Origin of the sequence: Collinsella sp. LCP19S3_F2, assembly GCF_052121015.1 — a bacterium.
In the GTDB taxonomy this organism is placed as follows: domain Bacteria; phylum Actinomycetota; class Coriobacteriia; order Coriobacteriales; family Coriobacteriaceae; genus Collinsella.
In genome coordinates, this window is the sequence record NZ_JBQKFA010000007.1 from 99195 (window position 1) to 123560 (window position 24366).

The window sequence follows — 24366 nt, forward strand, 5'->3', positions numbered from 1 at the left end:
GAAATTCTGGCTCCCCGGGTAGGACTCGAACCTACAACAGCGCGGTTAACAGCCGCGTGCTCTACCATTGAGCTACCGAGGAATAGGTGCATGCTCTCAAGCAACGAAGTTTATTATACGGACGAATCAGCTCAGGGCAAGAACTTTTTTAAGAAATTTTCCGACCCAGTCGTTGGGGACGTTCTTAAACGACTAGTCATTCAAGAACGTCCCCAACGACTAATCAACCAGACGCCCAGGGTAGTCTTTTTGGGACGGGGCTTTTTTAGCTACCCTATCTCAATAAGCGGCTCTAGCTTTAAAGGCCCCAGATTGGGTAGCTAAAAAAGCCCCGTCCCAAAAAGACTACCCGTGCCCCAACTGCCGGCCCTTGTTACATGAAAGCGCCCTCAAGCGGATGTGCTTGAGGGCGCCTCTTGCTTGCGAGGTTAAGACTCAATGTAGTCTTTGAGCTTGCTGGAGCGGCTGGGGTGGCGGAGCTTGGCCAGGGTCTTGGACTCGATCTGGCGGATGCGCTCGCGCGTGACACCAAACTCGCGGCCGACTTCCTCGAGCGTGCGGGGATGTCCGTCGACAAGTCCAAAGCGTAGCTCAATAACCTTGCGCTCACGATCGGCAAGCGAGTCGAGCACCTGGGTGAGCTGCTCCTGCAGCATGGAGAAGCTGGCGGCATCGGGCGGAACGATGGCCTGGGAGTCCTCGATAAAGTCGCCCAGCTGGGAATCCTCTTCCTCGCCGATAGGAGTCTCGAGCGACACGGGCTCCTGCGAGATCTTCTGAATCTCGCGGACGCGGTCGGCACTCATGTCCATCTCGGCACCGATCTCCTCGGGGGTCGGGTCGCGACCCAGATCCTGGAGGAGCTGGCGCTGCACGCGGACAAGCTTGTTGATGGTCTCGACCATGTGCACGGGAATACGGATGGTACGGGCCTGGTCGGCGATGGCGCGCGTGATGGCCTGACGGATCCACCACGTAGCGTACGTGGAGAACTTGAAGCCCTTCTGGTAGTCGAACTTCTCGACGGCGCGGATCAGACCGAGGTTGCCCTCCTGGATCAGATCCAGGAACAGCATGCCGCGACCGACGTAGCGCTTGGCGATGGAGACGACCAGACGGAGGTTGGCGCTGATGAGCGCCTGCTTGGCCTCGAGGCCCACGTTCTCGATACGAGTCAGACGACGCATCTCGGCGCGGGTGAGCTCGATCTCGCCCGCCTCGGCGGCCTCGAGCTTCTCGGTGGCCTCGAGACCGGCCTCGATCTTCATGGCCAGATCGACCTCTTCGGAGGCGGTCAGCAGGTCGACTTTGCCGATCTCCTTAAGGTACATTCGAACCGGGTCACCGGTCAGCATCACCGTGGAGGCATCGATGCCACGCACGCGAGAACGCGAGCGGGACGTGCGGACGGTGCGCTTCTTTTTGCTCTTGCAAGAACCCATCTCGGCATCGGCCTGACGGGCCATCTTAAGCTCGTGATCGTCGAGCGAGCCGGAATCGTGCTCCTCGTCGTCATCGAAATCGTCGGTATCGTTATCGTCATCGTCGACGTCCATGGGGGCGTCGTCGTTTCCGCTCGCGGAGATAATCTGGATGCCGCTGTTGCGCAGCGCGGAATAGACCGCGTTGAGCTGCTCGTCAGAAACATCGATATCCTTCAGGACGACCTGGATCTCGTCCTCGGTTACCGAAGTCCTGTTTGAGCCGTTGCCCATGAGCTTAGCAACGTAGGATTCCAGCCCAGTACCCGTGCTCTCAGTCTTATTTGGCACAGATTCTCCCTTCGTAGTCCACAGGACACATTACTTTAGCACACACTTACACGTCTATACCCAAAATTCAGACTGGATATAGCAGATAACATGCCGATTGACCACAACATCTAGGCCTGATCGGGACCCGCGGCCTCCAAACCAATCAACCGGAACGGATCGGCCACGCCGCCAATCGATTTCTGGAGCTCGCGCTGGCGCAAAGAATCCTGCGCGGCCTGCATGGTCAATGCACGGCGCGCGTCATCGTCGAGCGACCGGTCCTGGCGCAGCTTGGCCTGAGCAGCCCGCATACGGCGCTTGATGGTGTAAAGCTCAAGCGTATCGAGCATAAAGACGATGTTCGTCTCGGTGGGATGTTTGCTCGTCGCCGAGATGCGCCCGGCGCTGACAAGCGAAGCCGCCTCGGGACACACCGCGCGCGCGGCGTCCATGCACGCCGCGGGATCGGTGCCCGGCGGTGTCGCGAGCACGGCCCACGCGATGGACTCGTGACGGGGGTCTACCCACTCGATCGAGCAGATGCGATCGGCGTACGTGCGGAATAGGTCGGGGTAGCTGGTGAGCATCGTCAACAGCTCGCGCTCCCCCGCCAGAGACTTCCGCTCCAGATCGGTCAGAACAATCGGCGTCGCCGGAACGGAAGCGCTCGAAGCAGACCTCGCGGGCGCCGCGTCCATGCCAGCAGGCACATCGATCGGCGGCATATCGTCGACGACCTCGACCGGCGCGGCCCCGTAGGCCTCGAGCGGCACATAGTCGTACGGTTCCTCCTCGACCGGTGCGGATACCGGCGGCGTCGTCCCCGACGCCCAGGCGCCGCGAGATGCCCCCTGCGGACCGGACACCCGACCGCCCGCGCCTCCTGCGCGCTCGGCCTGTGCCCGCTGGCGCTCGTAGTTCTGCTCGCGACGACGCTCGGCGTCCTCGCGTTTGGCGACATCGCGAAACACACGGCCCGAGCTCGAGCGTACCGTCTCCAAATCCAGGCCCAGAAGGTCGGCGATCTGGATAAAGTACGTATCGATCATGTAGCTATCGCGCAGCGGATAGATGAGCGTCAGCGCATCCTCGAGCGCCTTGACGCGACCGCCCGGCGTGGTAATGTCGCTCGACTCCTGCAGTGAGCGGTACACAAAGTCCATGAGGGGCTCGGCGGCGTCGATACGCGCCTGCAGTGCCTCGCCACCATGCGCCGTGATGAACTCCATAGGGTCGTTGCCGTCGGGAAGCACCACGCAGCGCAGGTCCATCGAGTCCTGCTCGATAAACTGAATCGCGCGGCGCGCGGCCTTTTGACCGGCGGCGTCACCATCGAACATATACACGATGCGCTTGGCAAAACGAGTGAGCGTCTTTACGTGATGTTCCGTCAGCGCCGTACCCAGCGTGGCGACGACGTTTTTGATCCCCGCCTCCCAGCAGGCGATGCAATCGGTATATCCCTCCACCACGATGGCGGTATCCTGCGCGACGATAAACTCCTTGGCCCAGTTAAAGCCGTAGAGGTTTCTCTTTTTATGAAACACGCTCGTCTCGGCGGTGTTGAGATACTTGGGTTGGCCGTCGCCCATAATACGACCGCCAAAGGCGATGTTATGACCCTGTTCGTCAAAGATGGGAAACATCACACGGTCGTAAAAACGATCGGCAAGCTGTCCGCGCCCGCGGCTCACGGCCACGTTGGCGTCGATCATCTCCTGCGGGGTAAAGCCCTTCTGCGACAGATGGGCCACCAACATATTGCGACCCGGCGCAAAGCCCAGGCAGTAGCGACGGCAGACGTCGCCACCCATACCGCGGCTGGCAAAGTACTCGCGCGGACGGCTGTCCTTACCGCGCATGAGCATGGTGTGATAGAACTGGGCCGTCTCGGCGCACAGGTCATAGATGCGGGCGCGCTTGGTGCCGCGATCGCGCTGCGCGCCGGTATCGTGCAGCTCAATGCCGGCACGATCGGCCAGGTAACGAATCGACTCGGGAAAGCTCAGGTTCTCGCGCTTCATGATGTAGGTGAAGACGTCGCCGCCCTCGCCACAGCCAAAGCAGTGCCACACCTGCGTAGCGGGGATAATGTGAAACGATGGGGTCTTTTCGCCATGGAAGGGGCAGCAACCCCAAAACTCATGGCCGCGGGGCTTGAGCTCAACCGTTTCCTGCACAATGGCAACCAGGTCGGACGCAGCGCGCACCTGGTCTTTCTCCTCATCGCTAATCACGGATGCCCACCCCCTGCTCACCCAAGTTATGACGGATATCGTCAATATTACCCTCGACGGTCGCGATAAGCTCGTCCAGCGAATCAAACACGCGCGAAGGACGCAGCCAACGCGTAAACGCCAACGAAACCGAACGTCCATACAGGTCGCCCGCATACCCGATCAAGTTGGCCTCGAGATGCGCCGAGGCGGCATCGTCGGCATACGTCGGCGGCAGGCCCACGTTGACGGCAGCGGGCCACACGGTATCGTCGACCAGCACAAGGCCCTCGTAGACGCCATCGGCAGGCAGCTGAATTCCGTTTGGCACCAGCAGGTTTGCCGTAGGAAATCCCATATCGGAGCCCTCGTGGCGACCGCGAATCACGCCGCCGCGCACCATATAGGGACGGCCGAGTAGATCGGCCGCAAGCTCAACGTGGCCCAAGCTCAGCTCACGTCGAATGCGGGTGGCGCAGATAGCCTCGCCGGCCTCGCACAGCAAATTGTGCCCATACACGTCAACACCGCGCTCGACACCCCATGCCTGCATCTCGGCAACGCCCGAGGCGCCGCCGCGGCCAAGCCTAAAATCGCTGCCAACGCGAATGGAGCGAATGTCGACAACATGCGCCAACAGCTCAAGAAAGCCCACGTGGTCGAGCGACGCTACCACAGGCGTAAAGGGAACAGCCACCACGGCATCGACCCCAGTCTGAGCCAGGGCATGCAGGCGGTCGGCCGTCGTCATCAATTTTTGAGCGGGCGCAGGGCTCACCACAACATCTGGATCAGGGTCAAACGTTACGACAACCGCTTTGCAGCCGCGGACGCGCGCATCGCGAATGACCGCGTCGATCAGCTCACGATGTCCCCTATGCACGCCATCGAACACGCCGATGGCAATCGAGGCGGCACCCATAGACTCGCAGTCACCAAAAGCATCAGCCAAAACGATGCGGGCCTCCGCCGCCGCGCCCACAAAAAATGTGCGCGCGAGCTCGCGAGGGTCCAGCATCATCGAACACCGCCGATCGCCTGCGGAAAGACGTGCTCCATCACAAAGCGACCATCCTCGATACGAGCCAAAGCCTTGAGCCCGCCATCGAGCACCAGCGCAAACGGCGCTTTAGACACATCGAAGCCGGCGAGCGCGCGATCAATGGGAATACGACGACCGCACAGCAGATCTTCCGCAAGATTGCCCGGCAAGTCGACGCGCGTGGCGCCGAGAGCCGCAATGGGGTCCAAGGCAAAGCCGGCAGCGGACTCGGGAGAAAGTTCCTCGACTGCATGGCAGGCACCGATGGAGACAATGCCAGAAGCGGTACGGCGCAGCGCGGAAATATGCGCGGCACTATCGCAGGCGCGACCCAGGTCGCGAGCGAGCGCACGGATATAGGTGCCCTTGCTCACCGAGAAGGCAACGGTCCAAATGCAGGAATCGCCCTCGCCACTCACGGCGATCAGGTCGGCAGAATATACCTCGACCGGGCGCGCAGGCAACTCAGCGGCATTGCCCTCACGTGCAGACTTATAGGCGCGCACGCCGTTGACCGAAATAGCCGAAAACGCCGGCGGAACCTGCATCTGAGGGCCCAGCATGGCGCTCAAGCGCTCACGGGCATAGGCCGGATCGCGCAGCTCGGGTGCAATGGCAACCGTACGGACGGCCTCGCCTTCCGCATCGTCGGTATTGGTCTCGGCGCCAAACGAGATATCGGCGACGTAACTTTTGGTATCGAGGGTAAGTATGCCCAGCAGACGCGTAGCCTGGCCCACGCCCACCACCATGACACCCGACGCCATGGGGTCGAGCGTGCCGGCATGACCGACGCGCCGCTCATGGAGGGCGCGCCGGCACCGCGAAACCACGTCGTGGGACGTGCAGCCCACCGGTTTATCGACGGCGAGCAGCATATTCAATTGAGAAGGCGTACGACGAGCCATGTACCATCCAAAAAGTTAGAGCTCGACGATCACCGAAGCGGGATCCTCCCCCACCAGCTCGGCCAGCATGGGAAGTGCCGCGGTGAGCGTCTCGAAAATCGTTCCATTATTGGTAAAGCCGGCAGCAGCGTGATGTCCGCCTCCGCCAAAGTTGGCCGCAATCTCGGAGACATCCATGTCGCCCTTGGAGCGCAGGTTGCCGCGCACTTTAGTATCGCCCTCGATGCCCTTTAGGAACAGGCAGACCTCAACGCCCATCACCGAACGCACCACATCGACCAGACCGTCGCACTCATCCGAAGTGACGCCGCAGGCCTCGAGGTCGCTCTGGTACGCATAACTATATGCCACGCGACCGTGCGCCACGGTCTTGATACGACCCATAACGATGGACTTGAGATGCAAGAACTCTACGCGCATGCTCTGGTAGACCTCGAGCGCGACGCGCGCCGGATCGGCACCGTGCGCGACCAGGCGCGAGGCGGCATGGAACGCAGCAGCATCGGCGTTTTGGTACTGAAAACGACCGGTATCGGTCACCAGGCCGCACAGCAGGCAGGTCGCGACACCGTTGCGAGCCACAATGCCGCAATTGTCCAAAAAGCGGTCGATGATCATGGCGCAGGCCGCGGCGCCGACGCACCTCAGGCTCAGCTCGGCAAATTCCTCCCGCGCCGGATGGTGATCGAAGCACACCACATGCGACGAGCGGCGGAGCACCTCGGCGGAGTTGTTCAGACGCTCGACGACCGGCACGTCCACGGAGATGAACAGATCCGGATTGCCGGTATACGCAGATGCCGGCACCAGACGGTCGGCGCCCTCCATAAAGCGGTAGATGCGCGGAACCGGGTCATCGTCTGCCAGCAACAGGGCAATGTCCTTGTTGGGGAAAAACTTCATAAGCGATAAGCCCAGACCCAGCACGGAGCCCAGGGCGTCACCATCGGGAGACGTATGTCCCGAAATCGCAATGGAGGACGCACCCTCGATGAGCTCGAGGATGCGTCGCTGAATATCTGCAGACTCGCACGATGCGAGGTCGGCGGAATTACTCATCTAAAGCTGCCTCCTGGGCGGCATCCGCTATGGGATAGCCGTCCTCGTCCTTTTCGATCGCCAGCGTGGCCGGGACATTCTCCAGCGCACGCGTAATGCGCTCGGCCTCATCGGTCGAGCGATCGATGCGAAAATCGAGCTCGGGCGTGACGCGCCAGTCGAGCGAGCGAGCCAACAGGCTGCGAATGCGACCCTTGGCGCTGGCGAGCGCCTCCATGACCTCATCGTAGCGGCTCGCATCGCACGACACGTACACGCGCGCGAACGAACGGTCCACCGCGACCTCGACCGCGGTCAGGGTGACCAGGTCGAGACGCGGATCGGAAACCTCAAAGAGAAGGATATAACCGAGCTTCTCGCGAAGCTGCTCGCCCAGACGGCGGGTTGCCTGCGTTTGCTTCATAGCGCTACCCCCTACTCGGTACGGGCAACCTGGTCGATACGGTAACCCTCGATCTGGTCGCCGGGCTTGATGTCCTGGAAGTTCTCCAGGCCAATGCCGCCCTCGGAACCGCTCTTGAGGCTCTTGGCCTCGTCCTTGTAGTGGCGCATCGAGGCGATCTTACCGTTAAAGACAACGATGCCGTCGCGCACCAGGCGCACGGAATCGGTCGCGGCGATCTCGCCCTCCTCGACGCGGACACCGGCGGCGATACCGACTTTGGGCACCTTAAAGGTGTCCAGGACGGTCGCGGTACCCGTGGAGACCTCGACCTCGGTGGGCTTGAGCATGCCGATACGGGCAGCGTCGAGCTCCTCGAGGCACTTGTAGATAACGTCGTAGCAACGAATCTCGACGCCCTCGCGCTCGGCAGCGGAGCGGGCCTTACCGTCGGGACGCACGCCAAAGCCAATGATGATGGCGTTGGAGGCGTCGGCCAGGACGACGTCGGTCTCGTTGATGGCACCGACCGCGGAGTGAATCGTGTTGATGCGGACCTCGGACTGATCCATCTTGTCGAGCGAGTCCTGAAGGGCCTCGATGGAGCCCTGGACGTCGGCCTTGATGATCAGGTTGAGCTCCTTGACCTCGGCATCGGCGATGGTCTCGAAGAGGTTCTCGAGCGTGACGTGCTTCACGCGGCTCTGCTCCTCGATACGGGCCTTGAGCGAGCGCTCATCGGCCAGGGCGCGCGCCTCGCGTTCGTCCTCGAACACGCGGAACTCATCACCGGCGTTGGGCACGGACTGCAGGCCCAGGATCTCGACGGCGTCGGAGGGACCGGCCTCGGTGACGGCGCGGCCCTTGGGATCGAGCATGGCGCGGACGCGGCCATAGGTAAGGCCGGCGACCAGCGTATCGCCCACGTGCAGGGTACCGCGGGTCACGAGCACGGTAGCGACCGAGCCGCGGCCCTTGTCGAGCTTGGCCTCGAGGACGTTGCCGGAGGCGAAGGTATCGGGGTTGGCCTTGAGCTCAAGCACGTCAGCCTGGAGCAGCACGGTCTCCAGAAGGTCGTCGATACCGATCTTCTGCTTGGCCGAGATGTTGACGAACATATTCTGTCCGCCCCACTCCTCGGGGATGACGCCGTACTCGGTGAGTTCCTGGCGCACGCGGTCGGGGTTGGCGCCGGGCTTATCGATCTTGTTGACGGCGACGACGATGGGAACGCCGGCGGCCTTGGCGTGGTTGATCGACTCGACCGTCTGGGGCATGACGCCGTCGTCGGCGGCGACGATCAGGATGACGATGTCGGTCACCTTGGCGCCACGGGCACGCATGGCCGTAAAGGTAGCGTGGCCCGGGGTATCGATGAAGGTGATCTTGCGGTCGTTGATCATGACCTGCGATGCGCCGATGGCCTGGGTAATGCCGCCAGCCTCGCCGGCAGCAACGCCGGTGTGGCGGATGGCGTCGAGCAGGCTCGTCTTGCCGTGGTCGACGTGACCCATGACGGTGACGACCGGGGCGCGGGGCTTAAGGTCTGCGGGATCATCGTAGAACGAGAAGGTGTTCTCCTCCTCGGGGGTGATGATCCTGATCTGACGGCCCAAGTCGTCGGCAACGAGCTCGACAAGGTCGTCGGACATGGACTGCGTCATGGTGAGCGGCGTGCCCAGCAGGAACAGGCGCTTGATGATGTCGTTGGCCGGAACGTCGAGCGCCTCGGCAAGCTCCTGGACGGTAACGCCCTGGGAGACCTTGATGGCGTCGAGCTCCTCGGGGTTCACGCCCTGGGCCAGCGCCTCCTCAATCTTGCGCTCCTCCTGAGCCCTAGCGGCCTCGCGCTCGCGCTTCTCCTTGCGCTTCTTGCGGCGACCGGTGGACTCGCGAGAGGCCTCCTCGACGGCGGCACGGGCCTCCTCGAGAACCTTCTCGCGGCTGTACTCCTCGGCCTCGCGCGCCATGCGGCTGTAGTGGTCCTCTTCGCTGTTGTGACCACCCTTGCGCTTCTTGCCCTTGCCCTGCTTATCGGGGTTGGGAAAATCCATGCCGGCAGCGACATTGTTGCTGGCGTTGGTGCGATGGCTGTGCGGGCGGCTCTCGGAGGCGTTGCGGTCGTTGCGACGGCCGCCACGACGATCGTTGTTGCCACCGCGACGGTTGCCGCGCTCGGCCTTGGCCTTGTCCTCGGCGTCCTTCTTCTCCTTGAGCACGGTCTCCTGTGCGGCGATCTGATCGAGCAGCGAACGGAAGCGCGAACCGGAGTCGGAAGCGGGAACGGCGCGGCGCTGGGCCTCGCGAGCAGCCTCCTCCTTTTCGCGGGCAAGGCGCTCCTGCTCGGCCTTCTTCTTGGCCTCGGCCTCGGCACGGGCTGCCTCCTCGGCGGCCTGGGCGGCGGCAAACTGGCGGCGCTCCTCCTCGCGTGCCTTCTCGGCGGCGATGCGCTCGCGCTCGGCCTCGGCGGCACGCGCTGCCTCCTCGGCGGCGGCAGCCTCCTCCTCGGCCTGCTTGGCGGCCTCGACTTCCTGGGCGCGGGCCTCGATCACCGAGGCAAGCTGCTTGCGGACCATGGCAACATAAGCGTCCTCCAGGGCGGAGGAAGCAGACTTAGCGGGAATCTTCATTTCGGCGAGGTGACCCATCAGTTCCTTGGAGGTCATGCCGAACTCTTTGGCCAGGGTGGACACACGGACTTTTGCCATATGACTTCACCTACCCTTTCTGGCACCTTGGGTGCCTAGAGACTGAACGAGCGTGGGATGTGCGCCGGAACCTGTCCAGCGCAACCGCGCGCTAGATCAGGTCCTCCGCATCATCGAAGGCGTCGGTGTCGTGGACACCGCAGAAACGGGAACCGGGACGGGCCTGGTTGCGGCACTGGATGCCGTCCTCGGACACGTACTCGCAGCGGCGGGCGTCGTCATCCTCCTCGTCACCGATCAGGTCGGCGGCGGGCTCCTCGTGAACGGGAACGTTCTTGAGGATGTCGGCGGCAAGGGTCTCGGACTTAATGTCGATGTGCCAGCCGGTCAGGCGTGCGGCCAGGCGGGCGTTCTGGCCCTCCTTGCCGATGGCGAGCGAAAGCTGGTCGTCGGGCACGATGACGCCGGCATAGGCCTTCTCCTCGTCGATAAGGACGCGAGTGACCTTGGCGGGCGACAGGGCGTTGGCGACGTAGACGGCCGGATCGGCATCCCACAGGATAACGTCGACGCGCTCACCGCGCAGCTCACCCACGACGGCGCGCACACGGCTGCCCTTGGGACCGACGCAGGCGCCCACGGGATCCAGGCGGTCATCGAGCGAGTGGACGGCGACCTTGGAGCGCTGGCCGGGCTCGCGGGCGATCGACTTGATCTGGACGGTGCCCTCATAGATCTCGGGCACCTCCTGCTCAAACAGACGACGCATGAGCTCGGGATGGGTACGCGAGATAACGATTGGCGGACGGCTGTGCTCGCCGCGAACCGGCGGAAGCGTGGAGTTGGGGTCGCGAACGTCAATGATCACGGCCTTGATGTGCTGGTTGTGCAGATAGCGCTCGCCCATGGGGCGCTCGTTGCGCTCGTTCTCGTAGCGGCGCTGATCAAAGTGCGGAAGCTCGGCCTCGACGCCTTCGCGGATCTTGACGATCGTAAAGTCGGGTGTGGACTGCAGTACGGTACCGCTGATGAGGTCGCCGATACGGCCGGAGAACTCCTCGTAGATCTGCTCGCGGGCGGAGTTGCGCACGATGGCGTTGATCTCGGCCTTGGCGTGCTGGGCGGCGATGCGGCTGGTGTTCTTGGGGGTGACGTCGATCTCCTCGAACTCGGTGAAGTTGCCCTCCTCGTCCATGGAATCGTCGATCGGCTCCAGGCGGTAGACATAGATCTTGCCGGTGGTGCGGTCGATGGTCACCTTGGCGCCCCACTCAAGATGCAGGATCTCGGCATAGCTCTTGGCGAGCGACTGCTCCAGGCGGTCGATCAGGTAGAGCTGGTCGATGTGCTTCTCCTGGCAAAGCTCCATCAGGGCGGACATCATGTCGGATGCTGCCATGTTAGTTTCCTTCCTTCGCGGGCTTGAAGTCATAGACGGGCTTCAACTTGCACTTTTTAACATCGGAAAAATCGAGGGTGACAGACTCGCCGTCCTCGAGCTCGAGGGTTACGTTGGTCTCGGTCGCGGCGGCAATCTTGCCGGAGTACTTGCGACGGCCCTCGGTGGCGGTGGAGGAAAGCTCGCAGTCCTCGCCCACAAAGCGGGCAAAGTCACGCGGACGGCGCAGCGGGCGCGCCATACCCGGGCTCGACACCTCGAGCGTATAGCTCGAAGAGATGGGGTCGAGCTCCTCGATCACGTCGCCGACCCACTTGGTGTTGGCCGTGACGTCGTTGAGCGACAGGCTCTGACCCTCGGCACCCTCGATACGCACACGCACGCAGGGGGCCTTGGTGGCACCCACGAGCTCAACGTCGACAATATCGACATCGTGCTGGGGAGCGACGGCCTCGAGCGCGTCGATGATCGCCTGCTCGGTCTTGGTCTTGACCATTGCGGCACCTCCATCCATACAAAAAAGAAGCGGGGCCGAAACCCCACTTCTTTCAATTACAACTTCATTTGCAAGCAAACTATACCAATACCTGCGAAAACGTGCAACCATAGCACAAACCCGCAGGTCAGCGTGAGCACAGGTTCTCCACAAGAAATGGATAATTGGGTGTAGTCGCAAGTATCCACATCCAAAAAGAGGGACGACCCAGCCGGATCGCCCCTCGTCTATTGTGCATCAACTATATGCGCGAGGTTTACTTAACCACCAGGTTGACCAGCTTGCCGGGCACGCAGATGGCCTTGACGACCGTCTTGCCCTCGAGCCACTTGGCAACAGCGGCCTCGGCGGCAGCCTGCATCTCCTCGTTGGAGGCATCGCGGGCCACATCGATGCGGCCGCGGACCTTACCGAGCACCTGGACCACGATCTGCACCGTGTCCTCGATGGACTCGGCCAGGTCAAACTCGGGCCAGGCGGCGGTGTAGGCGTTGCCCTCGCAGCCGAGTGCCTCGTGCCACAGCTCGTCGGCCCAGAACGGGCAGATGGGGGCAAGGACGCTCACGATGTCCTTGGCCACGCCGTAGCACAGTGCCTTGTCGCGCGATGCGCCCTCGGTGGCGTTGAGGTAGGCGCTCGCTGCATTGACGAGCTCCATGACGGCCGAGATCGCGGTGTTAAACTGGCCGCGATCGAAGTCCTCGGTGCACTTGGCGATGGTGCGGTGACGCTCGCGATAGAGCTTCATCGCGGTCTCGTCGAGCACGGACTTGTCGAAGGCAACGTTGGCATCACCCGACTGGACAAGCTGCCACACGATACGCCAGGCGCGCTTGATAAAGCGGTTGGCACCCTCGACGGCCTTGGGATCCCAGTCAAAGTCCTTCTCGGGCGGGGCGATAAACAGGATCGCCAGACGCATGGTGTCGGCGCCGTAGGGCTCGATAACCGAGCTCGGAGGCACGACGTTGCCCTTGGACTTGGACATGGTGTCGCCGTTCTCGTCCTTGACCATGCCCTGGCACAGCAGGTTGGTAAAGGGCTCGTCAACGCTCAGCAGACCCAGGTCGCGCAGCGCCTTGGTAAAGAAGCGGCTGTAGAGCAGGTGCAAAATGGCGTGCTCGATGCCGCCGATGTAGTTATCGACGGGCATCCAACGGTCTGCCGCCTCGCGGGAGAAGGGCAGCTCGGTGTTGTGCGGGTCGGTATAGCGCAGGTAATACCAGCTGGAGCAGGTGAAGGTGTCCATGGTATCGGTCTCGCGCTTGGCCGGGCGGCCGCAGACCGGGCAGGTGGTCTCGTAGAAGTCCTTGCACTCGGCGAGGGTCTCGCCGGCGCCCAGGTCCAGGTTCTCGGGCAGCGTCACCGGCAGCTGGTCCTCGGGCACGGGCACAATGCCGCAGTGCTCGCAATGGATGGCCGGGATGGGGTTGCCCCAATAGCGCTGACGGCTGATGAGCCAGTCGCGCAGGCGGAACTCGACCTTACGACGACCGCAGCCCATGGCCTCGAGGTCGGCCACGATGGCAGCCTCGCCCTCGGAGTGCTTACCGCCGCGCATGCCGGTGTACTTGCCGGACTGGACGAGCGTGCCCTCGGCAGCGTGGGCGCAATCCCAGTCGACGGTCTCGGCATGGAAGGTATCGATGGTCTCGCCACTGGCCTCAACGGCAGCGCGGTCGTCATCGTCCAGGATGATCGGGACGATCGGGAGGTCGTACTTGCGGGCAAACTCAAAGTCGCGCTGGTCGCCGCAGGGAACGGCCATGACGGCGCCGGTGCCGTAATCGGCAACGACATAGTCGGCAACCCACACGGGAACCTTCTCGCCGTTGACGGGGTTAACCACGTAGCGGCCCGTAAAGGCACCGTGCTTCTCGAGGGTGCCCTGGGCACGCTCGACAGCAGAGATATGCTTGGAGTCCTCGACGATCTTGGTCACGGCCTCCTCGTACTCCGTGCCCTCGACGAGCTCGTGCAGACGAGCGTACTCGGGAGCCAGGACAAAGAAGGAGACGCCAAAGAGCGTGTCGGCACGCGTGGTGAAGACGGTGATCTTGCCCTCGTCGCCCTCGATGGGATCGCCGTTGGCATCACACAGGGTAAAGTCGACCTCGGCGCCCTCGGAGCGGCCGATCCAGTTGGCCTGCATCTGCTTAACGCGCTCGGGCCAGCCGGGGAGCTTCTCCAGATCGTCGAGCAGCTCCTGGGAGTACTCGGTAATCTTGTAGTACCACTGCTCAAGGTCGCGCTTCTCGGGCTCGGTGCCGCAGCGCCAGCACTTGCCCTCGGTAACCTGCTCGTTGGCCAGAACGGTCTTACAGTTGGGGCACCAGTTGACCGGGTTCTTCTTGCGGTAGACCAGGCCCTTTTCCCACATCTTCTCAAAGATCCACTGACCCCAGCGGTAGTAGTCGGGGCTGCAGGTCTTGACCATGCGATCCAGATCGTAGGAGAAGCCCATGCGCTTCATCGTGGCGAGCGCCTGGTCCATGTTCTTATACGTCCAGGCGGCAGCCTGCGTGTTGTGCTTGATGGCGGCGTTCTCGGCGGGCAGGCCAAAGGCGTCAAAGCCAATGGGGTGCAGCACGTCAAAGCCGCGCATGCGGGCCTGACGGGCCATGGCATCGCCGATGGTATAGTTGCGCGCGTGGCCCATGTGCAGGTCGCCCGAAGGATACGGGAACATCTCGAGCACGTACTTCTTGGGCTTGCTGGCGTCGGTGTCGACGGCAAAGAGGTTGGAGTCCTCCCAGGCCTTCATCCACTTGGACTCAATGGCCTGCGCGTCGTAGGCAGGGATCTCGTCCTTATGATCTGTGCAATCGCACATATCAGCTCCTTTAATCTTAGCTGGGGTCGGTCGGCTTGGCTTTATTCGCTACTGCGGACAGTCCTGCGCAAGACGAAGAGCACATTAAGTGCTCTTCTTTGCGTGCGGAACTTGTAGCGAACAAAGCCAAGCCGACCGACCCTAAGGTTAACTTGACTGATGATAGCAAATACGACAAGCGAGATGCCTGCGACTTGCAGGCATCTCGCTTTATCTTAATAACGTGGTTGTGAATCAACCGCTAATTGTTACCTGCCCAAGCATGGTCGGGTTTTCCAAGTGCCGCAGATTGCCGTGAAAGAGGAGCGACGCGTACTTTGGTACGCGAGCGACGGTTTGAACGGCAAGGTGCGGTGCTTGGGAAAGCCGCTTAGCGGTAGCTGACGCTTTGCTGCGAATCCTTGACGACTACGTCGTGGGCGCCGCCTTCGACGATCGAGGTCGAGCTCACCAGGGTCAGACGTGCCTTTTTCTGGAGCTCGGGAATCGAGAGGGCACCGCAGTTGCACATCGTGGACTTGATCTTGTAGAGCGTGCCGCCCACGCCGTCCTTAAGGGAGCCGGCGTAGGGAACGTAAGAGTCGACGCCCTCGACGAAGCTGAGCTTTGCGGCGCCGCCCAGGTCGTAGCGCTGCCAGTTGCGGGCACGCGCAGAACCCTCGCCCCAGTACTCCTTCATGTACTGACCGTTGACGTTGACGCGCTCGGTCGGGCTCTCGTCAAAGCGGGCAAAGTAGCGGCCCAGCATCATAAAGTCGGCACCCATGGCAAGAGCGAGCGTCATGTGGTAGTCGTAGACGATACCGCCGTCGGAGCACACGGGCACGTAGACGCCGGTCTCCTCGTAGTACTCGTCGCGAGCGCGGCAGACGTCGATCAGCGCGGTGGCCTGGCCACGGCCGATGCCCTTGGTCTCGCGGGTAATGCAGATGGAACCGCCGCCGATACCGACCTTGATAAAGTCGGCACCGCAGTCGGCCAAAAAGCGGAAGCCCTCGGCGTCAACGACGTTGCCGGCACCGACCTTGACGTCCTCGCCGTAGTTGGCGCGGATCCACTCGATGGTGCGCTTCTGCCACTCGCTGAAGCCCTCGGAAGAGTCGATGCACAGGACATCGGCGCCGGCCTCGATGAGCAGCGGCACGCGCTCGGCATAGTCGCGGGTGTTGATGCCGGCGCCGACCATGTAGCGCTTGTCGCCGTCGAGCAGCTCGTTGGGGTTGGTCTTGTGGCTGTCGTAGTCCTTGCGGAAGACAATGCCCATAAGGTGATCGTTGTCGTCGACGATGGGCAGGGCGTTGAGCTTGTTGTCCCAGATGACGTCGTTGGCAACCTTGAGGCTGATGTTCTTGTCGCCCACGATGAGCTGCTCACGCGGGGTCATGAACTCGGAGACCTTCTTTTGGTGGTCATCGCGGCTGGGGCGATAGTCACGGCTGGTGACGATACCCAGGAGTTTGCCCTTGGGAGTGCCGTCGTCGGTGACCGGCATGGTGGAGTGACCGGTCTTCTCCTTGAGCTCGATGACCTGCTCCATGGTCATGTCGGGGGTCAGCGTGGAATCGGACTGGACAAAGCCGGCCTTGTGATCCTTGACGGCCTTGACCATGGCGGCCTCGGACTCGGGGGTCTGGGAACCGTAAATGAAGGACAGGCCACCCTCGGTAGCGAGCGCGACACCCATGTCGACGCCCGAGACGGACTGCATGATGGCGGAAACCATGGGGATGTTCAGGGTGATTGCCGGCTTCTCGCCGCGCTTAAAGCGGGTCAGCGGCGTCTTAAGAGAGACGTTGTTAGGGATGCACTGCGAGGACGAGTAACCAGGGACCAGCAGATACTCCGAAAACGTGTGGGACTCACCGGGAAAGAACGTAGCCATGTTTCTCCTTTTTCCATGCGACCGGTCGGCTGCAGGCCTCGTAGGACCCAGCCCAACCTTGGGCGCCCAATACTGGGCAAGTATCTTAACGCACTTTGACTGCTACAATGCATGATTTAAGAAGAGCACACGAGGGTTTAACGCAGGCTTTGCGTTTGCCCAGCAGACACTTTAGCGGAGAGACGTGGAGCGCATGGAGTACAAGACGACGGCAAAACTGGTCATTCAGTCGTGCGACAAAGATCTGCCGGGCGTGTTCGGCCACGGCTGCGTCTTGCTGCTGCAGGGTATCGCCCGCGAACACTCGATCAACCGCGCCGCCAAGAGCATGGGCATGGCCTATTCCAAGGCATGGCGCATTGTGAACGAGGCCGAGGGACAGCTGGGGTGCAAGCTCATCGAGCGCGACGGCGCCCGCGGGAGCTCGCTCACCCCCGCCGGCGAGCGAGCCATAGCGGCCTACGAGGAGCTGCAGGCCGACATAAACCAGGTCATAGCCGCAAGGGCCAACGACCTGATCGACACCATCAAAGAGTAGCTAATTTGGGACGGGGCTTTTTTAGCTACCCATCCAGAGCATTCTTAACTCATAGCCAAAAATTGACATTGGGTAGCTAAAAAAGCCCCGTCCCAAATTAGCTACTATCGGAGGGCGTTATCGAGGGCGGCGGCTACCGTCAGGGGATCGTCGGTACCGGCGAAGAGGCGGATGGTGTCCCCCTGCTTGCCACGTGGCGCCGAAAGACGCGTCGTTGCGCCGCCGGCGAACGATGTGCGAAACTCCCCCGGCAAACCGTCGAACAACTCTCCCGCGCTACGCTCGATAAGGTCAAACTCAACTGCCGGGCCAAAGCCATGCTCGAGGATTCCCGTTGCAACCGCATGGTCAGGATGCGAGCTCAGCCCGGGATAGCGCACGTTGCGCACCATCTCGTTCGCGGCCAGATACTCGGCCAGCGCACGTGCTCGATCGAAGTGAGCCTGCATGCGAGCGTTAAGCGAGGAAAACCCGCACTCCAGCACGTCGGCCTCCTCAGCAGAAAGATCGAGCGCCGACGCACCGCAGCCCGCAAACAACGCATGCGCGCACTCAGCCGCGGCATCCACACGATGGCGCTTGAGCTGCGATCGCGCCACCGAAGCGGCAACGAGCTTACGCGGGGCCTTACCGGCACACACGCGGTCGAGTGCCTCGAGCGACAGCACGGCGCCCAAGCGCAGCGGATTGCAGCCAAAGACGTCAGCCACGGTGTTGTCAACAACCAGCAGCGCATGGGCCTCACGCGCGGCGCGGCCTAACGCGCGCAAATCGGGCACACGCAGACCGAACGCGCCAATGGAGTTGGCGAACCACCACAGGTGCGGCCCCTCGGCATCAAGCGAAGCATCAAAGCCCTCGGACGCAGCAGCAAACGCCTCGGCGGACGGCGAGCCCACCAGCACGACATCGCAGCCCTCAAAGCCGCAAGCAAACGCTTCGGCAAAGTCATCCGCAAAGGCCACCAGGCGATCGTCGGGGCGCACAATCCCCAGAAGCGAAAGCGCCGCCGGCACATGCGAGGCTGCAACCAGTCGCGCCTCGCGCGCGCCAGCCCTTGCAGCCCAGGCCTCTTCTAGCTGTTGTGCGTCCACGTGACACCGTCCCTTCAAAACAAAAGCCCACGATGCAGATGTTTCCCGCATCGTGGGCAACGGCTGAAGTATAGCGCCGATATGCGACGAGTCGCCTGGATGTTGAACGTGCGATAGGTCACGCTCGCACCCGGAGCGTCAACGGTCACGCCATAGCCCTCGGGATAGATGCGCGTCGAGAACACGAGCGCACCATCGTTCACAAGCACCTCGACCGACGAGACATCGCCAACAATGCGTACGTTACGGACTCGGCCACATCCTTCATCTTTACCACGAGCACACCTGTCGTTGAAATCGCTTTCACCATGATACCTGTTCGTTCCGGCGTTCTAACGAACGCCGGACTGCTCGACCAGGAGCGCCCCTCTTTGTGCGATCTACTCGCTAGGGTTCTAGCCGTGGTATTCGCCGTTGTATTGGATGAGCGTTAGGTCCTCCACGCCATCGAGGGCACGGATAGCGTCGGCATAGGGCATATCTACACCGTCAGAGAACACCTCGACGGCCATCTCGACCTTGTCGCCGCGCATAATCTTGGACTTAACGGTGAACTTGGTGCGCCCAAAAGCGCGCACGATATCGTCGCCAGCGGTCTGGCCCGTGTAGTGAATGACCATCATGCCTGGAAGGTATAGCCATACTGGGTAAAGTAGCTCACAGCCAACCCAACCGATGCCAGCAGCGCCGCAGCCAGACCAAAGTCCAGGCCATACAGCGTGCCGATGAGCACGACGTAGAGCAGGCGATAATCGAGCACGTTGAGCTGGGCCGACTGGGAGAACAGATGCTCCAGCACCTCAAACAGAACCCAGGCAACGCCCGTCTCCAGGCATTTAATAGGCAGCGTGTGCATCTGGATGCGGTCGATGGCGGCGCGCAAGGGGTTGACCTTCCCTGCGCGGCCAGCATCCCAGCGAGCATGAATGGTCGAAAGATCGCGCAGCAGGTCATAGCGCTGAAACCAGCCATAGCGAACGCGGGCGACGTCGCTGACGGACAGGGCATAGCCGGCAGAATCGCCATAGGCAACGGAGAGCCCTGGGAACAGCACCTTGAGGGCCTCGCCCACTTCACCCGACGTGTGATGGAAGGTATCGGCAACGTCGAGCGTCTCAAAGGAGGCGTCCCAGCTATCGAAGATGCGGTGCACCAGCACCGCGAGTTCCTCGGCGAACAACAGGGGAAATGCCGCATCCTCCGCGCCCTGCAGAGCAACCGATCCGGTTGAGCACGCGTCGAACAGCGGCACCAAAAACGGATCTTCCAGCGCGGCGGAGGCAGTGTACAGGAAGGGCACGCGCAGGATCTTTACCTGAACGTATTCGCGCGCAGCGTAGTGGCGGCACAGGTCGTTGGCCACGCGGGCGATAATGCCCTTCCCCGTTTGTTCCGCGGCATCGGCGGCACCCTCAGCGCCCGCGGGCCCGGCTACATACAGCAGCTGAACCCGGCGCCCCATGCACACACGAAAGACCGAACGCAGCAGCTCGATATCGCCAAAGGTCTCGGTATGCGGCGTGAGATAGTTAGACAGATAGACCACACGGTCGAACTCATAGGCCTGATCCAGGTGTTGTAGAAGCTCTTTCCACGAGGCATGGGGCGACGACTCGTCACGATGCGCATCCGCGGCGGCTACGACCTTAACGTGGTCCCCAGGGAACGCCTTGGCACAAAAGTCATCGTCAACATATGCGGTATTGCCAACAACCAGCACCTCCATGGCGCACTCCTCCCCTTAATTCCACATTTGCCATAGTCAAAGGTTCGTATTGTACGCTGTTAATGTAGGTCGAAGGCAACTATTAAAACTCTATTAAGAACATCTTCAGAGGATGTGGGAGTGGCAACTCATTCGACTTAGATTCATCGAGGAAATGCTATTCGCCCTGAAAAGGAACATCACAATCTGCTGACAGCTCCGCAGGGAGAATGGCAGGCAATGTACATTGCTCTCGCACTGAATCATCGGACGAAGGAAACGGCGGTTCTTTGGAATAGCCGACGATAACCTGCGGAACGATCTTAATGCCCAGAGCAAGTTCGAACCTAGCGATCGTCTTCAACGTCATATTGGGCTGAGAATTCAACAGCTTCGAAAGCGACTGAAGGCTTATGCCCATACGATTTGCCAGCTCACTTTTGCTCAATCCCAAATGTTTCATTTCACGATGAACAATAAACTCAATATCTAGTGCATGTTCATAAGCGCGCGTTTCGATACTTTCTGTTTCGTCATAAAAATCAGATAGATCTACTTTATTCATTGTATTCTCCGTTTCAGAAGCCAGGCATAAAAGTCAGCGCCCAGGCTCCAGAAGCTGACGAGCTATTACGGCCGATCATTGTTCGAGCGGTTAATTTCCGCTTAGGGTCTGACAACATCTTCTGAAATTGAGAGTTGTCGGGAGAAGTCGTCAACTCCCAAAACGGTCGGCCCTTGGGGTCTCTGTATTCGACAAGTTCATATCCTTCTACCAAGGGCTACCTCTCATTTCTATTCACACTTAACTTATAAGTTAAGTTTGAATATTTAAATACAAATAACAAGGTCCGGTCAAGATTCATCAGCACCAAACGACAAACAACCCAGTCGAGCTTGTACAAATTCCGGAAGTATGCGGCAAATTGTTGAAATGCAGACCACACTGGATAGCGGCAACGCTTCTACCTGCGATTTCTTTTCACGAAATGGGCAGTGTGCTCGAGGGTTCCAAAATTTGCCGCATACTTCCGTCGGGTGTTTCCGGAAGTGCGGTGAAAAAACGAGATCGACAGACCAGATCCCTGTTTTAGCCTTCCGCGACCTGCGGTTTTATTGTCGAAATTCGGTTTATGCTCGGAGATTTCCGATTTTTCCCCGCACTTCCGAAAAGCACGCCTAAACCGCGCGTCCCGAAGCGGAAATCCGCCGGATATTTGTTTCTCCCCAAATGAGATCCTTGTTTTGCCTAGCCGAATCTTACATCCAAACAAAAAAGAGGACCGACGCATCAGCCCTCTTCAGGTGTCGCCCGAAGGCTTCCAGCGCAATTGATTTAATTCTAATCGATATCACTTGTTTGACCACGATCACGTCAACCAGTAGAAGCCGCCCATGCTCGATCATTCCATTGCCGGGATGGTGCTTGACTAGTACGTCACACATTGCATACATGAAAAAGGGCAACACTCTCAGTTTGAAAGCGTCACCCTTAAAGCTCCCAAAGAGCTTTTGTATTGCTGGAAGATACTCTACACCATTTTCCCTTGATTGGCAGGTCGAAACAGACACCATTGTGATTTCAAGCAGAAAGCGTTATATTAAGTATGCATTTGCACGTGGTGTTCGCACTATACGCTCAGATGCCATAGTTTACAAAGATCGCCTTCTTCATAGACGCTAAGTGGGATTACTCACTAGTAGCCGATATGTCGAAGGCCTTCTTGTATTTAAGGAAGTCATATTCTCTAATAAGCCGTCTCAGCTCGCTATTACCGTGCATTATCTTGCGATCGTCCGCGATGAGCGCCCTCAGATACTCGAGCAACTCACTTAAATCGAGCTCATCTTCCTCAAATAGCCACCGAGAATTGAGCACAGGGGTCATTTAAAAGTGAGCAGTTTAAGCAGGAGGGCCGTACCCCTGGGAGCGGGGCGCAGCGCTCGATCTACTGTTCTCCCGGACGGGCAATTTGGCGAGACCACTCGCAAAGGATGGATGAAGCAGCCGTGCGGTTACACCAACATTTCCGACGCGATCGTAATTGATTCAATGGGCGCCTTGTTCATACTTAATCGCCTCATGATGAAGCGCTCAACGAAGATGTATATCAGACAATAGATCGCTCCAGGCTGTTTAAACTGTGCGATTCTATGGACGAAACCGAAACATCAATCCACTACGGTAGCAGCAGTTTCCCATTACAATCAATACGTGAGGCACCCCATGCGCGGATATAACAAGGGTCCGAAAGCTGCTCGAGGCCCTTTGGATTCGTTGGGCGAATTAACGACGATTCCGAGCTCCACGGATGCCTTGAGGCGTTACGTTATTTAACCCGAAGCCAAGATATTATCGATTAGATTTCCTGAAAGGAGGCAATATGGACAACCTTCGGTTCAACATCTCGATACCTTCCGATGAAGACGGCTGCGTGCTTTTCCAATGTCCGAACTGCGGAGAGCTATTCAAAGTCGCCGTTGATGAGTATGAGAGTGATTCCGTCCTAGATATCCACTGCCCTCTGTGCGGCCTTATCTCGGACAGCTTCTTCACATCGGACGTCATCGCCCTGGCCTTGTCAAAAACAGCGAATGTGGTCGTGCCGGAGCTAGAAGATTTGATTAAGGAGGAGCTTGGCGGAAAGGGCAATGGTCTCGTCTCTTTCAGTGTGAAATCATACAATGAAAAGGAGCCCGAGATTCCAATCCGGCAAGCAATCGAAGCCCTTCAGAAGGTAACCTGCAAGGACTGCAGTCGCATATCAAAGGTATCCCCTGCACTTGCGATGTCTTTATACACATGCCCCTACTGCGGAATAGGACAATTCAATGGATTCTGAGAAGATTGAGCTGCGAAAACTACTCTTCAAACATAGTGCTGAAGCCAGCAATCTTTTAAGGTCTGACTACAATGGCCTCACCACAGCCCTTACTCGCTACCTCAACTTTATTGAAGGGCAGCCTGTAACGCGAGCGTTCATTGAGGATTGTGTGGCAAACCATTTGCCTAGCGGGTTCGACGAAAACGCCGAAATCGATGAAGTAAATTCGGCTCCATATACCATATTTAACTTCCCGCCTAGCTGCGAGGGCGAAAGCGCCGTAACGTATCTCATACTCAAAGCCATAGTCGACAGAAAGCTATGCCAGTCGTTTCACCTCCTTCTAGGCTACGCACACGGTTCAAGGAAATATGACGATATGGCCGAAGGCTTCCTGAATGACGTAGCGAGACGTCTCGTAAACGGAGTCAATCAGGCCATCACACTAAAGGGCATCGAACTAGGATTGGATGAATCCGTGACACAGGTAAACAATTTCGGCAACTCAGGAGCCGCCATCGCTTCCCAGACAACGAACGGGTCAAGTACGACCATAAATCAGTCAAACGGCATAGACGTTAACGCGCTCAACGACATAATCGGAAAACTGGAAAGCTCCCTCCACGAGCTTTCCAATGAGAACAGGACAATTGCTGCGGATGCAATCGCCGCGATGAAAGACGTTCTTGAGACTCCGCAGCCTAAACCGTCAATACTAAAGTCGCTATGGAACACCCTAAAGGGCATCAACGAAGGGGCTACGTTTATTGAGAACGTAACGAAGCTGGGCGTACTCATCGCCCCTATTCTTCCTGGAATTATCGGATAGACCTAGAATGGCGGCCTCTCGCCCCATTGTGCAACACCACGTCAACATACGACAGCGCTGAGGGGCGGACAATTAGCAACAAAAGGGCACCGGGACCCATATCGACCCCGGTGCCCAAGCCCAATAACAGGGCCTATAGGACAAAATGTGTGTCCCGATAGAACATCCGTTTCCATCCATTAATCCAGCCAGAACGGGTACGGGTCCCTGTGGTGGAGGTCCTCCCACACGGCCCTGTCGCCCCATTCCGGCCCTCCGTCCTCGCGCGACGGCGAGGCGGAGTAGACGCTGAACAGGAAGTCGATGTCCGCGTCGGTCGGCATCGCGGCGAGCTTCCCGCGCGCCGTCCTCGCGTCCCCCGAGCGCTCGTGGCACCACCGGAACACCGCCTTCACGCGCTTGACCGACGTCGGCCCCCGGTGGTTGCGCAGGACGGCCCCCGGCTGCGAGTTCACCCCTCCCTCGATCACGTTGTTGGTCGACGGCAGCGGGCCGGCCTTGGCCAGGGCGGGGTCGAGGTAGGTGAACAGCGTCCCCGCCGACACCAGCGACGACAGCGACGAGCGCGCCCGCCTCAGCCTCTCGTGGGTGTAGGCCCTCCTGCCGTCCACCACGGTCCTGTCCTCCAGGAAGTCGGCCCAGAACTGGATTGGCTACACTGATGTGGACAGTTCCGGGAGGGGCGCAGGAGACGGGAGGGCCGTATATGAGGGACCCCAGGCACCCGAGGCATTTCACCGACGAGTTCAAGAGGCA

At 60.0% G+C, this 24366-nt stretch carries 21 protein-coding genes and 1 tRNA gene; 3 read left to right on the forward strand and 19 right to left on the reverse strand.

The window, feature by feature from the left end; genetic code table 11:
* Nucleotides 1–7 precede the first annotated feature (7 nt).
* The 12 genes from ACTQX9_RS07150 to ACTQX9_RS07205 form a co-directional block, all read right to left on the reverse strand.
* A tRNA-Asn gene (locus tag ACTQX9_RS07150) sits at nucleotides 8–82 on the reverse strand.
* Nucleotides 83–428: 346 nt separating this feature from the next.
* Nucleotides 429–1772: an RNA polymerase sigma factor RpoD gene (gene rpoD / locus ACTQX9_RS07155; RefSeq protein ID WP_370450567.1), complete on the reverse strand. Its 1344-nt coding sequence runs from the start codon at nucleotides 1770–1772 to the stop codon at nucleotides 429–431.
* 110 nt (nucleotides 1773–1882) lie between these two features.
* On the reverse strand, nucleotides 1883–3991 hold the full coding sequence (gene dnaG / locus ACTQX9_RS07160; RefSeq protein ID WP_441540872.1) for a DNA primase: 2109 nt from the start codon (nucleotides 3989–3991) through the stop codon (nucleotides 1883–1885).
* The gene (gene ribF, locus ACTQX9_RS07165; RefSeq protein ID WP_441540874.1) at nucleotides 3984–4991 is read right to left on the reverse strand and encodes a riboflavin biosynthesis protein RibF; all 1008 of its coding nucleotides are present in this window, start codon (nucleotides 4989–4991) and stop codon (nucleotides 3984–3986) included. The genes dnaG and ribF overlap by 8 nt, the downstream gene beginning before the upstream one ends.
* Entirely contained in the window at nucleotides 4988–5920 is a 933-nt protein-coding gene (truB, locus tag ACTQX9_RS07170) for a tRNA pseudouridine(55) synthase TruB (RefSeq protein WP_441540876.1), read from the reverse strand. The genes ribF and truB overlap by 4 nt, the downstream gene beginning before the upstream one ends.
* Before the next feature lie 15 nt (nucleotides 5921–5935).
* Complete coding sequence (locus tag ACTQX9_RS07175; RefSeq protein ID WP_441540878.1) at nucleotides 5936–6979, reverse strand: DHH family phosphoesterase; 1044 nt, start codon at nucleotides 6977–6979, stop codon at nucleotides 5936–5938.
* Complete coding sequence (gene rbfA, locus ACTQX9_RS07180; RefSeq protein ID WP_117647311.1) at nucleotides 6972–7382, reverse strand: 30S ribosome-binding factor RbfA; 411 nt, start codon at nucleotides 7380–7382, stop codon at nucleotides 6972–6974. The genes ACTQX9_RS07175 and rbfA overlap by 8 nt, the downstream gene beginning before the upstream one ends.
* Nucleotides 7383–7393: 11 nt before the next feature.
* The gene (gene infB, locus ACTQX9_RS07185) at nucleotides 7394–10069 is read right to left on the reverse strand and encodes a translation initiation factor IF-2 (protein ID WP_427719633.1); all 2676 of its coding nucleotides are present in this window, start codon (nucleotides 10067–10069) and stop codon (nucleotides 7394–7396) included.
* Between the two features lie 91 nt (nucleotides 10070–10160).
* Nucleotides 10161–11408 carry a transcription termination factor NusA gene (gene nusA, locus ACTQX9_RS07190; RefSeq protein WP_154515419.1) on the reverse strand — a complete coding sequence of 416 codons (1248 nt, stop codon included), beginning with the start codon at nucleotides 11406–11408 and terminating at the stop codon, nucleotides 10161–10163.
* A gap of 1 nt (nucleotide 11409) precedes the next feature.
* Entirely contained in the window at nucleotides 11410–11904 is a 495-nt protein-coding gene (gene rimP, locus ACTQX9_RS07195; protein ID WP_441033500.1) for a ribosome maturation factor RimP, read from the reverse strand.
* A 256-nt stretch (nucleotides 11905–12160) separates the two neighbouring features.
* A complete protein-coding gene (leuS, locus tag ACTQX9_RS07200) occupies nucleotides 12161–14737 on the reverse strand; it encodes a leucine--tRNA ligase (protein ID WP_427747319.1) in 2577 nt (858 codons plus the stop codon).
* A gap of 370 nt (nucleotides 14738–15107) precedes the next feature.
* Nucleotides 15108–16619, reverse strand: a complete 1512-nt coding sequence (locus ACTQX9_RS07205) for an IMP dehydrogenase (RefSeq protein WP_154515410.1) — start codon at nucleotides 16617–16619, stop codon at nucleotides 15108–15110.
* Between the two features lie 193 nt (nucleotides 16620–16812).
* On the opposite strand from ACTQX9_RS07205, the gene ACTQX9_RS07210 reads away from it, so the two are divergent.
* On the forward strand, nucleotides 16813–17157 hold the full coding sequence (locus tag ACTQX9_RS07210; RefSeq protein ID WP_427794685.1) for a winged helix-turn-helix domain-containing protein: 345 nt from the start codon (nucleotides 16813–16815) through the stop codon (nucleotides 17155–17157).
* Nucleotides 17158–17261: 104 nt separating this feature from the next.
* Here ACTQX9_RS07210 and ACTQX9_RS07215 read toward each other — a convergent pair whose 3' ends face one another.
* From ACTQX9_RS07215 to ACTQX9_RS07240, 6 genes are all read right to left on the reverse strand, one after another.
* Nucleotides 17262–18251 (reverse strand): PLP-dependent transferase, encoded by a 990-nt coding sequence (locus ACTQX9_RS07215; protein WP_441540881.1) that lies wholly within the window; start codon nucleotides 18249–18251, stop codon nucleotides 17262–17264.
* 14 nt (nucleotides 18252–18265) lie between these two features.
* Nucleotides 18266–18454 (reverse strand): hypothetical protein, encoded by a 189-nt coding sequence (locus tag ACTQX9_RS07220; protein ID WP_441540883.1) that lies wholly within the window; start codon nucleotides 18452–18454, stop codon nucleotides 18266–18268.
* A 192-nt stretch (nucleotides 18455–18646) separates the two neighbouring features.
* On the reverse strand, nucleotides 18647–18874 hold the full coding sequence (locus tag ACTQX9_RS07225; RefSeq protein WP_441540885.1) for a hypothetical protein: 228 nt from the start codon (nucleotides 18872–18874) through the stop codon (nucleotides 18647–18649).
* Nucleotides 18871–19977 (reverse strand): hypothetical protein, encoded by a 1107-nt coding sequence (locus ACTQX9_RS07230; RefSeq protein ID WP_441540887.1) that lies wholly within the window; start codon nucleotides 19975–19977, stop codon nucleotides 18871–18873. Before ACTQX9_RS07230 ends, ACTQX9_RS07225 begins: the two co-directional genes overlap by 4 nt.
* A gap of 157 nt (nucleotides 19978–20134) precedes the next feature.
* Entirely contained in the window at nucleotides 20135–20521 is a 387-nt protein-coding gene (locus ACTQX9_RS07235; RefSeq protein WP_441540889.1) for a helix-turn-helix transcriptional regulator, read from the reverse strand.
* A gap of 1125 nt (nucleotides 20522–21646) precedes the next feature.
* Nucleotides 21647–21835 carry a hypothetical protein gene (locus ACTQX9_RS07240; RefSeq protein WP_441540891.1) on the reverse strand — a complete coding sequence of 63 codons (189 nt, stop codon included), beginning with the start codon at nucleotides 21833–21835 and terminating at the stop codon, nucleotides 21647–21649.
* A 505-nt stretch (nucleotides 21836–22340) separates the two neighbouring features.
* On the opposite strand from ACTQX9_RS07240, the gene ACTQX9_RS07245 reads away from it, so the two are divergent.
* Together ACTQX9_RS07245 and ACTQX9_RS07250 are read left to right on the forward strand one after the other, a co-directional pair.
* The gene (locus ACTQX9_RS07245) at nucleotides 22341–22799 is read left to right on the forward strand and encodes a TFIIB-type zinc ribbon-containing protein (RefSeq protein WP_441540892.1); all 459 of its coding nucleotides are present in this window, start codon (nucleotides 22341–22343) and stop codon (nucleotides 22797–22799) included.
* Nucleotides 22789–23610: a hypothetical protein gene (locus tag ACTQX9_RS07250; RefSeq protein WP_441540894.1), complete on the forward strand. Its 822-nt coding sequence runs from the start codon at nucleotides 22789–22791 to the stop codon at nucleotides 23608–23610. The genes ACTQX9_RS07245 and ACTQX9_RS07250 overlap by 11 nt, the downstream gene beginning before the upstream one ends.
* A 179-nt stretch (nucleotides 23611–23789) precedes the next feature.
* On the opposite strand, the gene ACTQX9_RS07255 is transcribed toward ACTQX9_RS07250, so the two are convergent.
* Nucleotides 23790–24224: a hypothetical protein gene (locus ACTQX9_RS07255; RefSeq protein ID WP_441540896.1), complete on the reverse strand. Its 435-nt coding sequence runs from the start codon at nucleotides 24222–24224 to the stop codon at nucleotides 23790–23792.
* Nucleotides 24225–24366 lie beyond the last annotated feature (142 nt).

Bases quoted from the DNA above. Each gene is read 5' to 3' on its own strand.
- ACTQX9_RS07245 (WP_441540892.1), top strand. From the start codon at position 22,341: ATGGACAACCTTCGGTTCAACATCTCGATACCTTCCGATGAAGACGGC.
- ribF (WP_441540874.1), bottom strand. From the start codon at position 4,991: ATGATGCTGGACCCTCGCGAGCTCGCGCGCACATTTTTTGTGGGCGCG.
- ACTQX9_RS07225 (WP_441540885.1), bottom strand. From the start codon at position 18,874: ATGATGGTCATTCACTACACGGGCCAGACCGCTGGCGACGATATCGTG.
- leuS (WP_427747319.1), bottom strand. From the start codon at position 14,737: ATGTGCGATTGCACAGATCATAAGGACGAGATCCCTGCCTACGACGCG.
- ACTQX9_RS07175 (WP_441540878.1), bottom strand. From the start codon at position 6,979: ATGAGTAATTCCGCCGACCTCGCATCGTGCGAGTCTGCAGATATTCAG.
- ACTQX9_RS07250 (WP_441540894.1), top strand. From the start codon at position 22,789: ATGGATTCTGAGAAGATTGAGCTGCGAAAACTACTCTTCAAACATAGT.
- nusA (WP_154515419.1), bottom strand. From the start codon at position 11,408: ATGGCAGCATCCGACATGATGTCCGCCCTGATGGAGCTTTGCCAGGAG.
- rimP (WP_441033500.1), bottom strand. From the start codon at position 11,904: ATGGTCAAGACCAAGACCGAGCAGGCGATCATCGACGCGCTCGAGGCC.
- ACTQX9_RS07205 (WP_154515410.1), bottom strand. From the start codon at position 16,619: ATGGCTACGTTCTTTCCCGGTGAGTCCCACACGTTTTCGGAGTATCTG.
- ACTQX9_RS07230 (WP_441540887.1), bottom strand. From the start codon at position 19,977: ATGGAGGTGCTGGTTGTTGGCAATACCGCATATGTTGACGATGACTTT.
- infB (WP_427719633.1), bottom strand. From the start codon at position 10,069: ATGGCAAAAGTCCGTGTGTCCACCCTGGCCAAAGAGTTCGGCATGACC.
- ACTQX9_RS07210 (WP_427794685.1), top strand. From the start codon at position 16,813: ATGGAGTACAAGACGACGGCAAAACTGGTCATTCAGTCGTGCGACAAA.
- truB (WP_441540876.1), bottom strand. From the start codon at position 5,920: ATGGCTCGTCGTACGCCTTCTCAATTGAATATGCTGCTCGCCGTCGAT.
- ACTQX9_RS07235 (WP_441540889.1), bottom strand. From the start codon at position 20,521: ATGAATAAAGTAGATCTATCTGATTTTTATGACGAAACAGAAAGTATC.
- rbfA (WP_117647311.1), bottom strand. From the start codon at position 7,382: ATGAAGCAAACGCAGGCAACCCGCCGTCTGGGCGAGCAGCTTCGCGAG.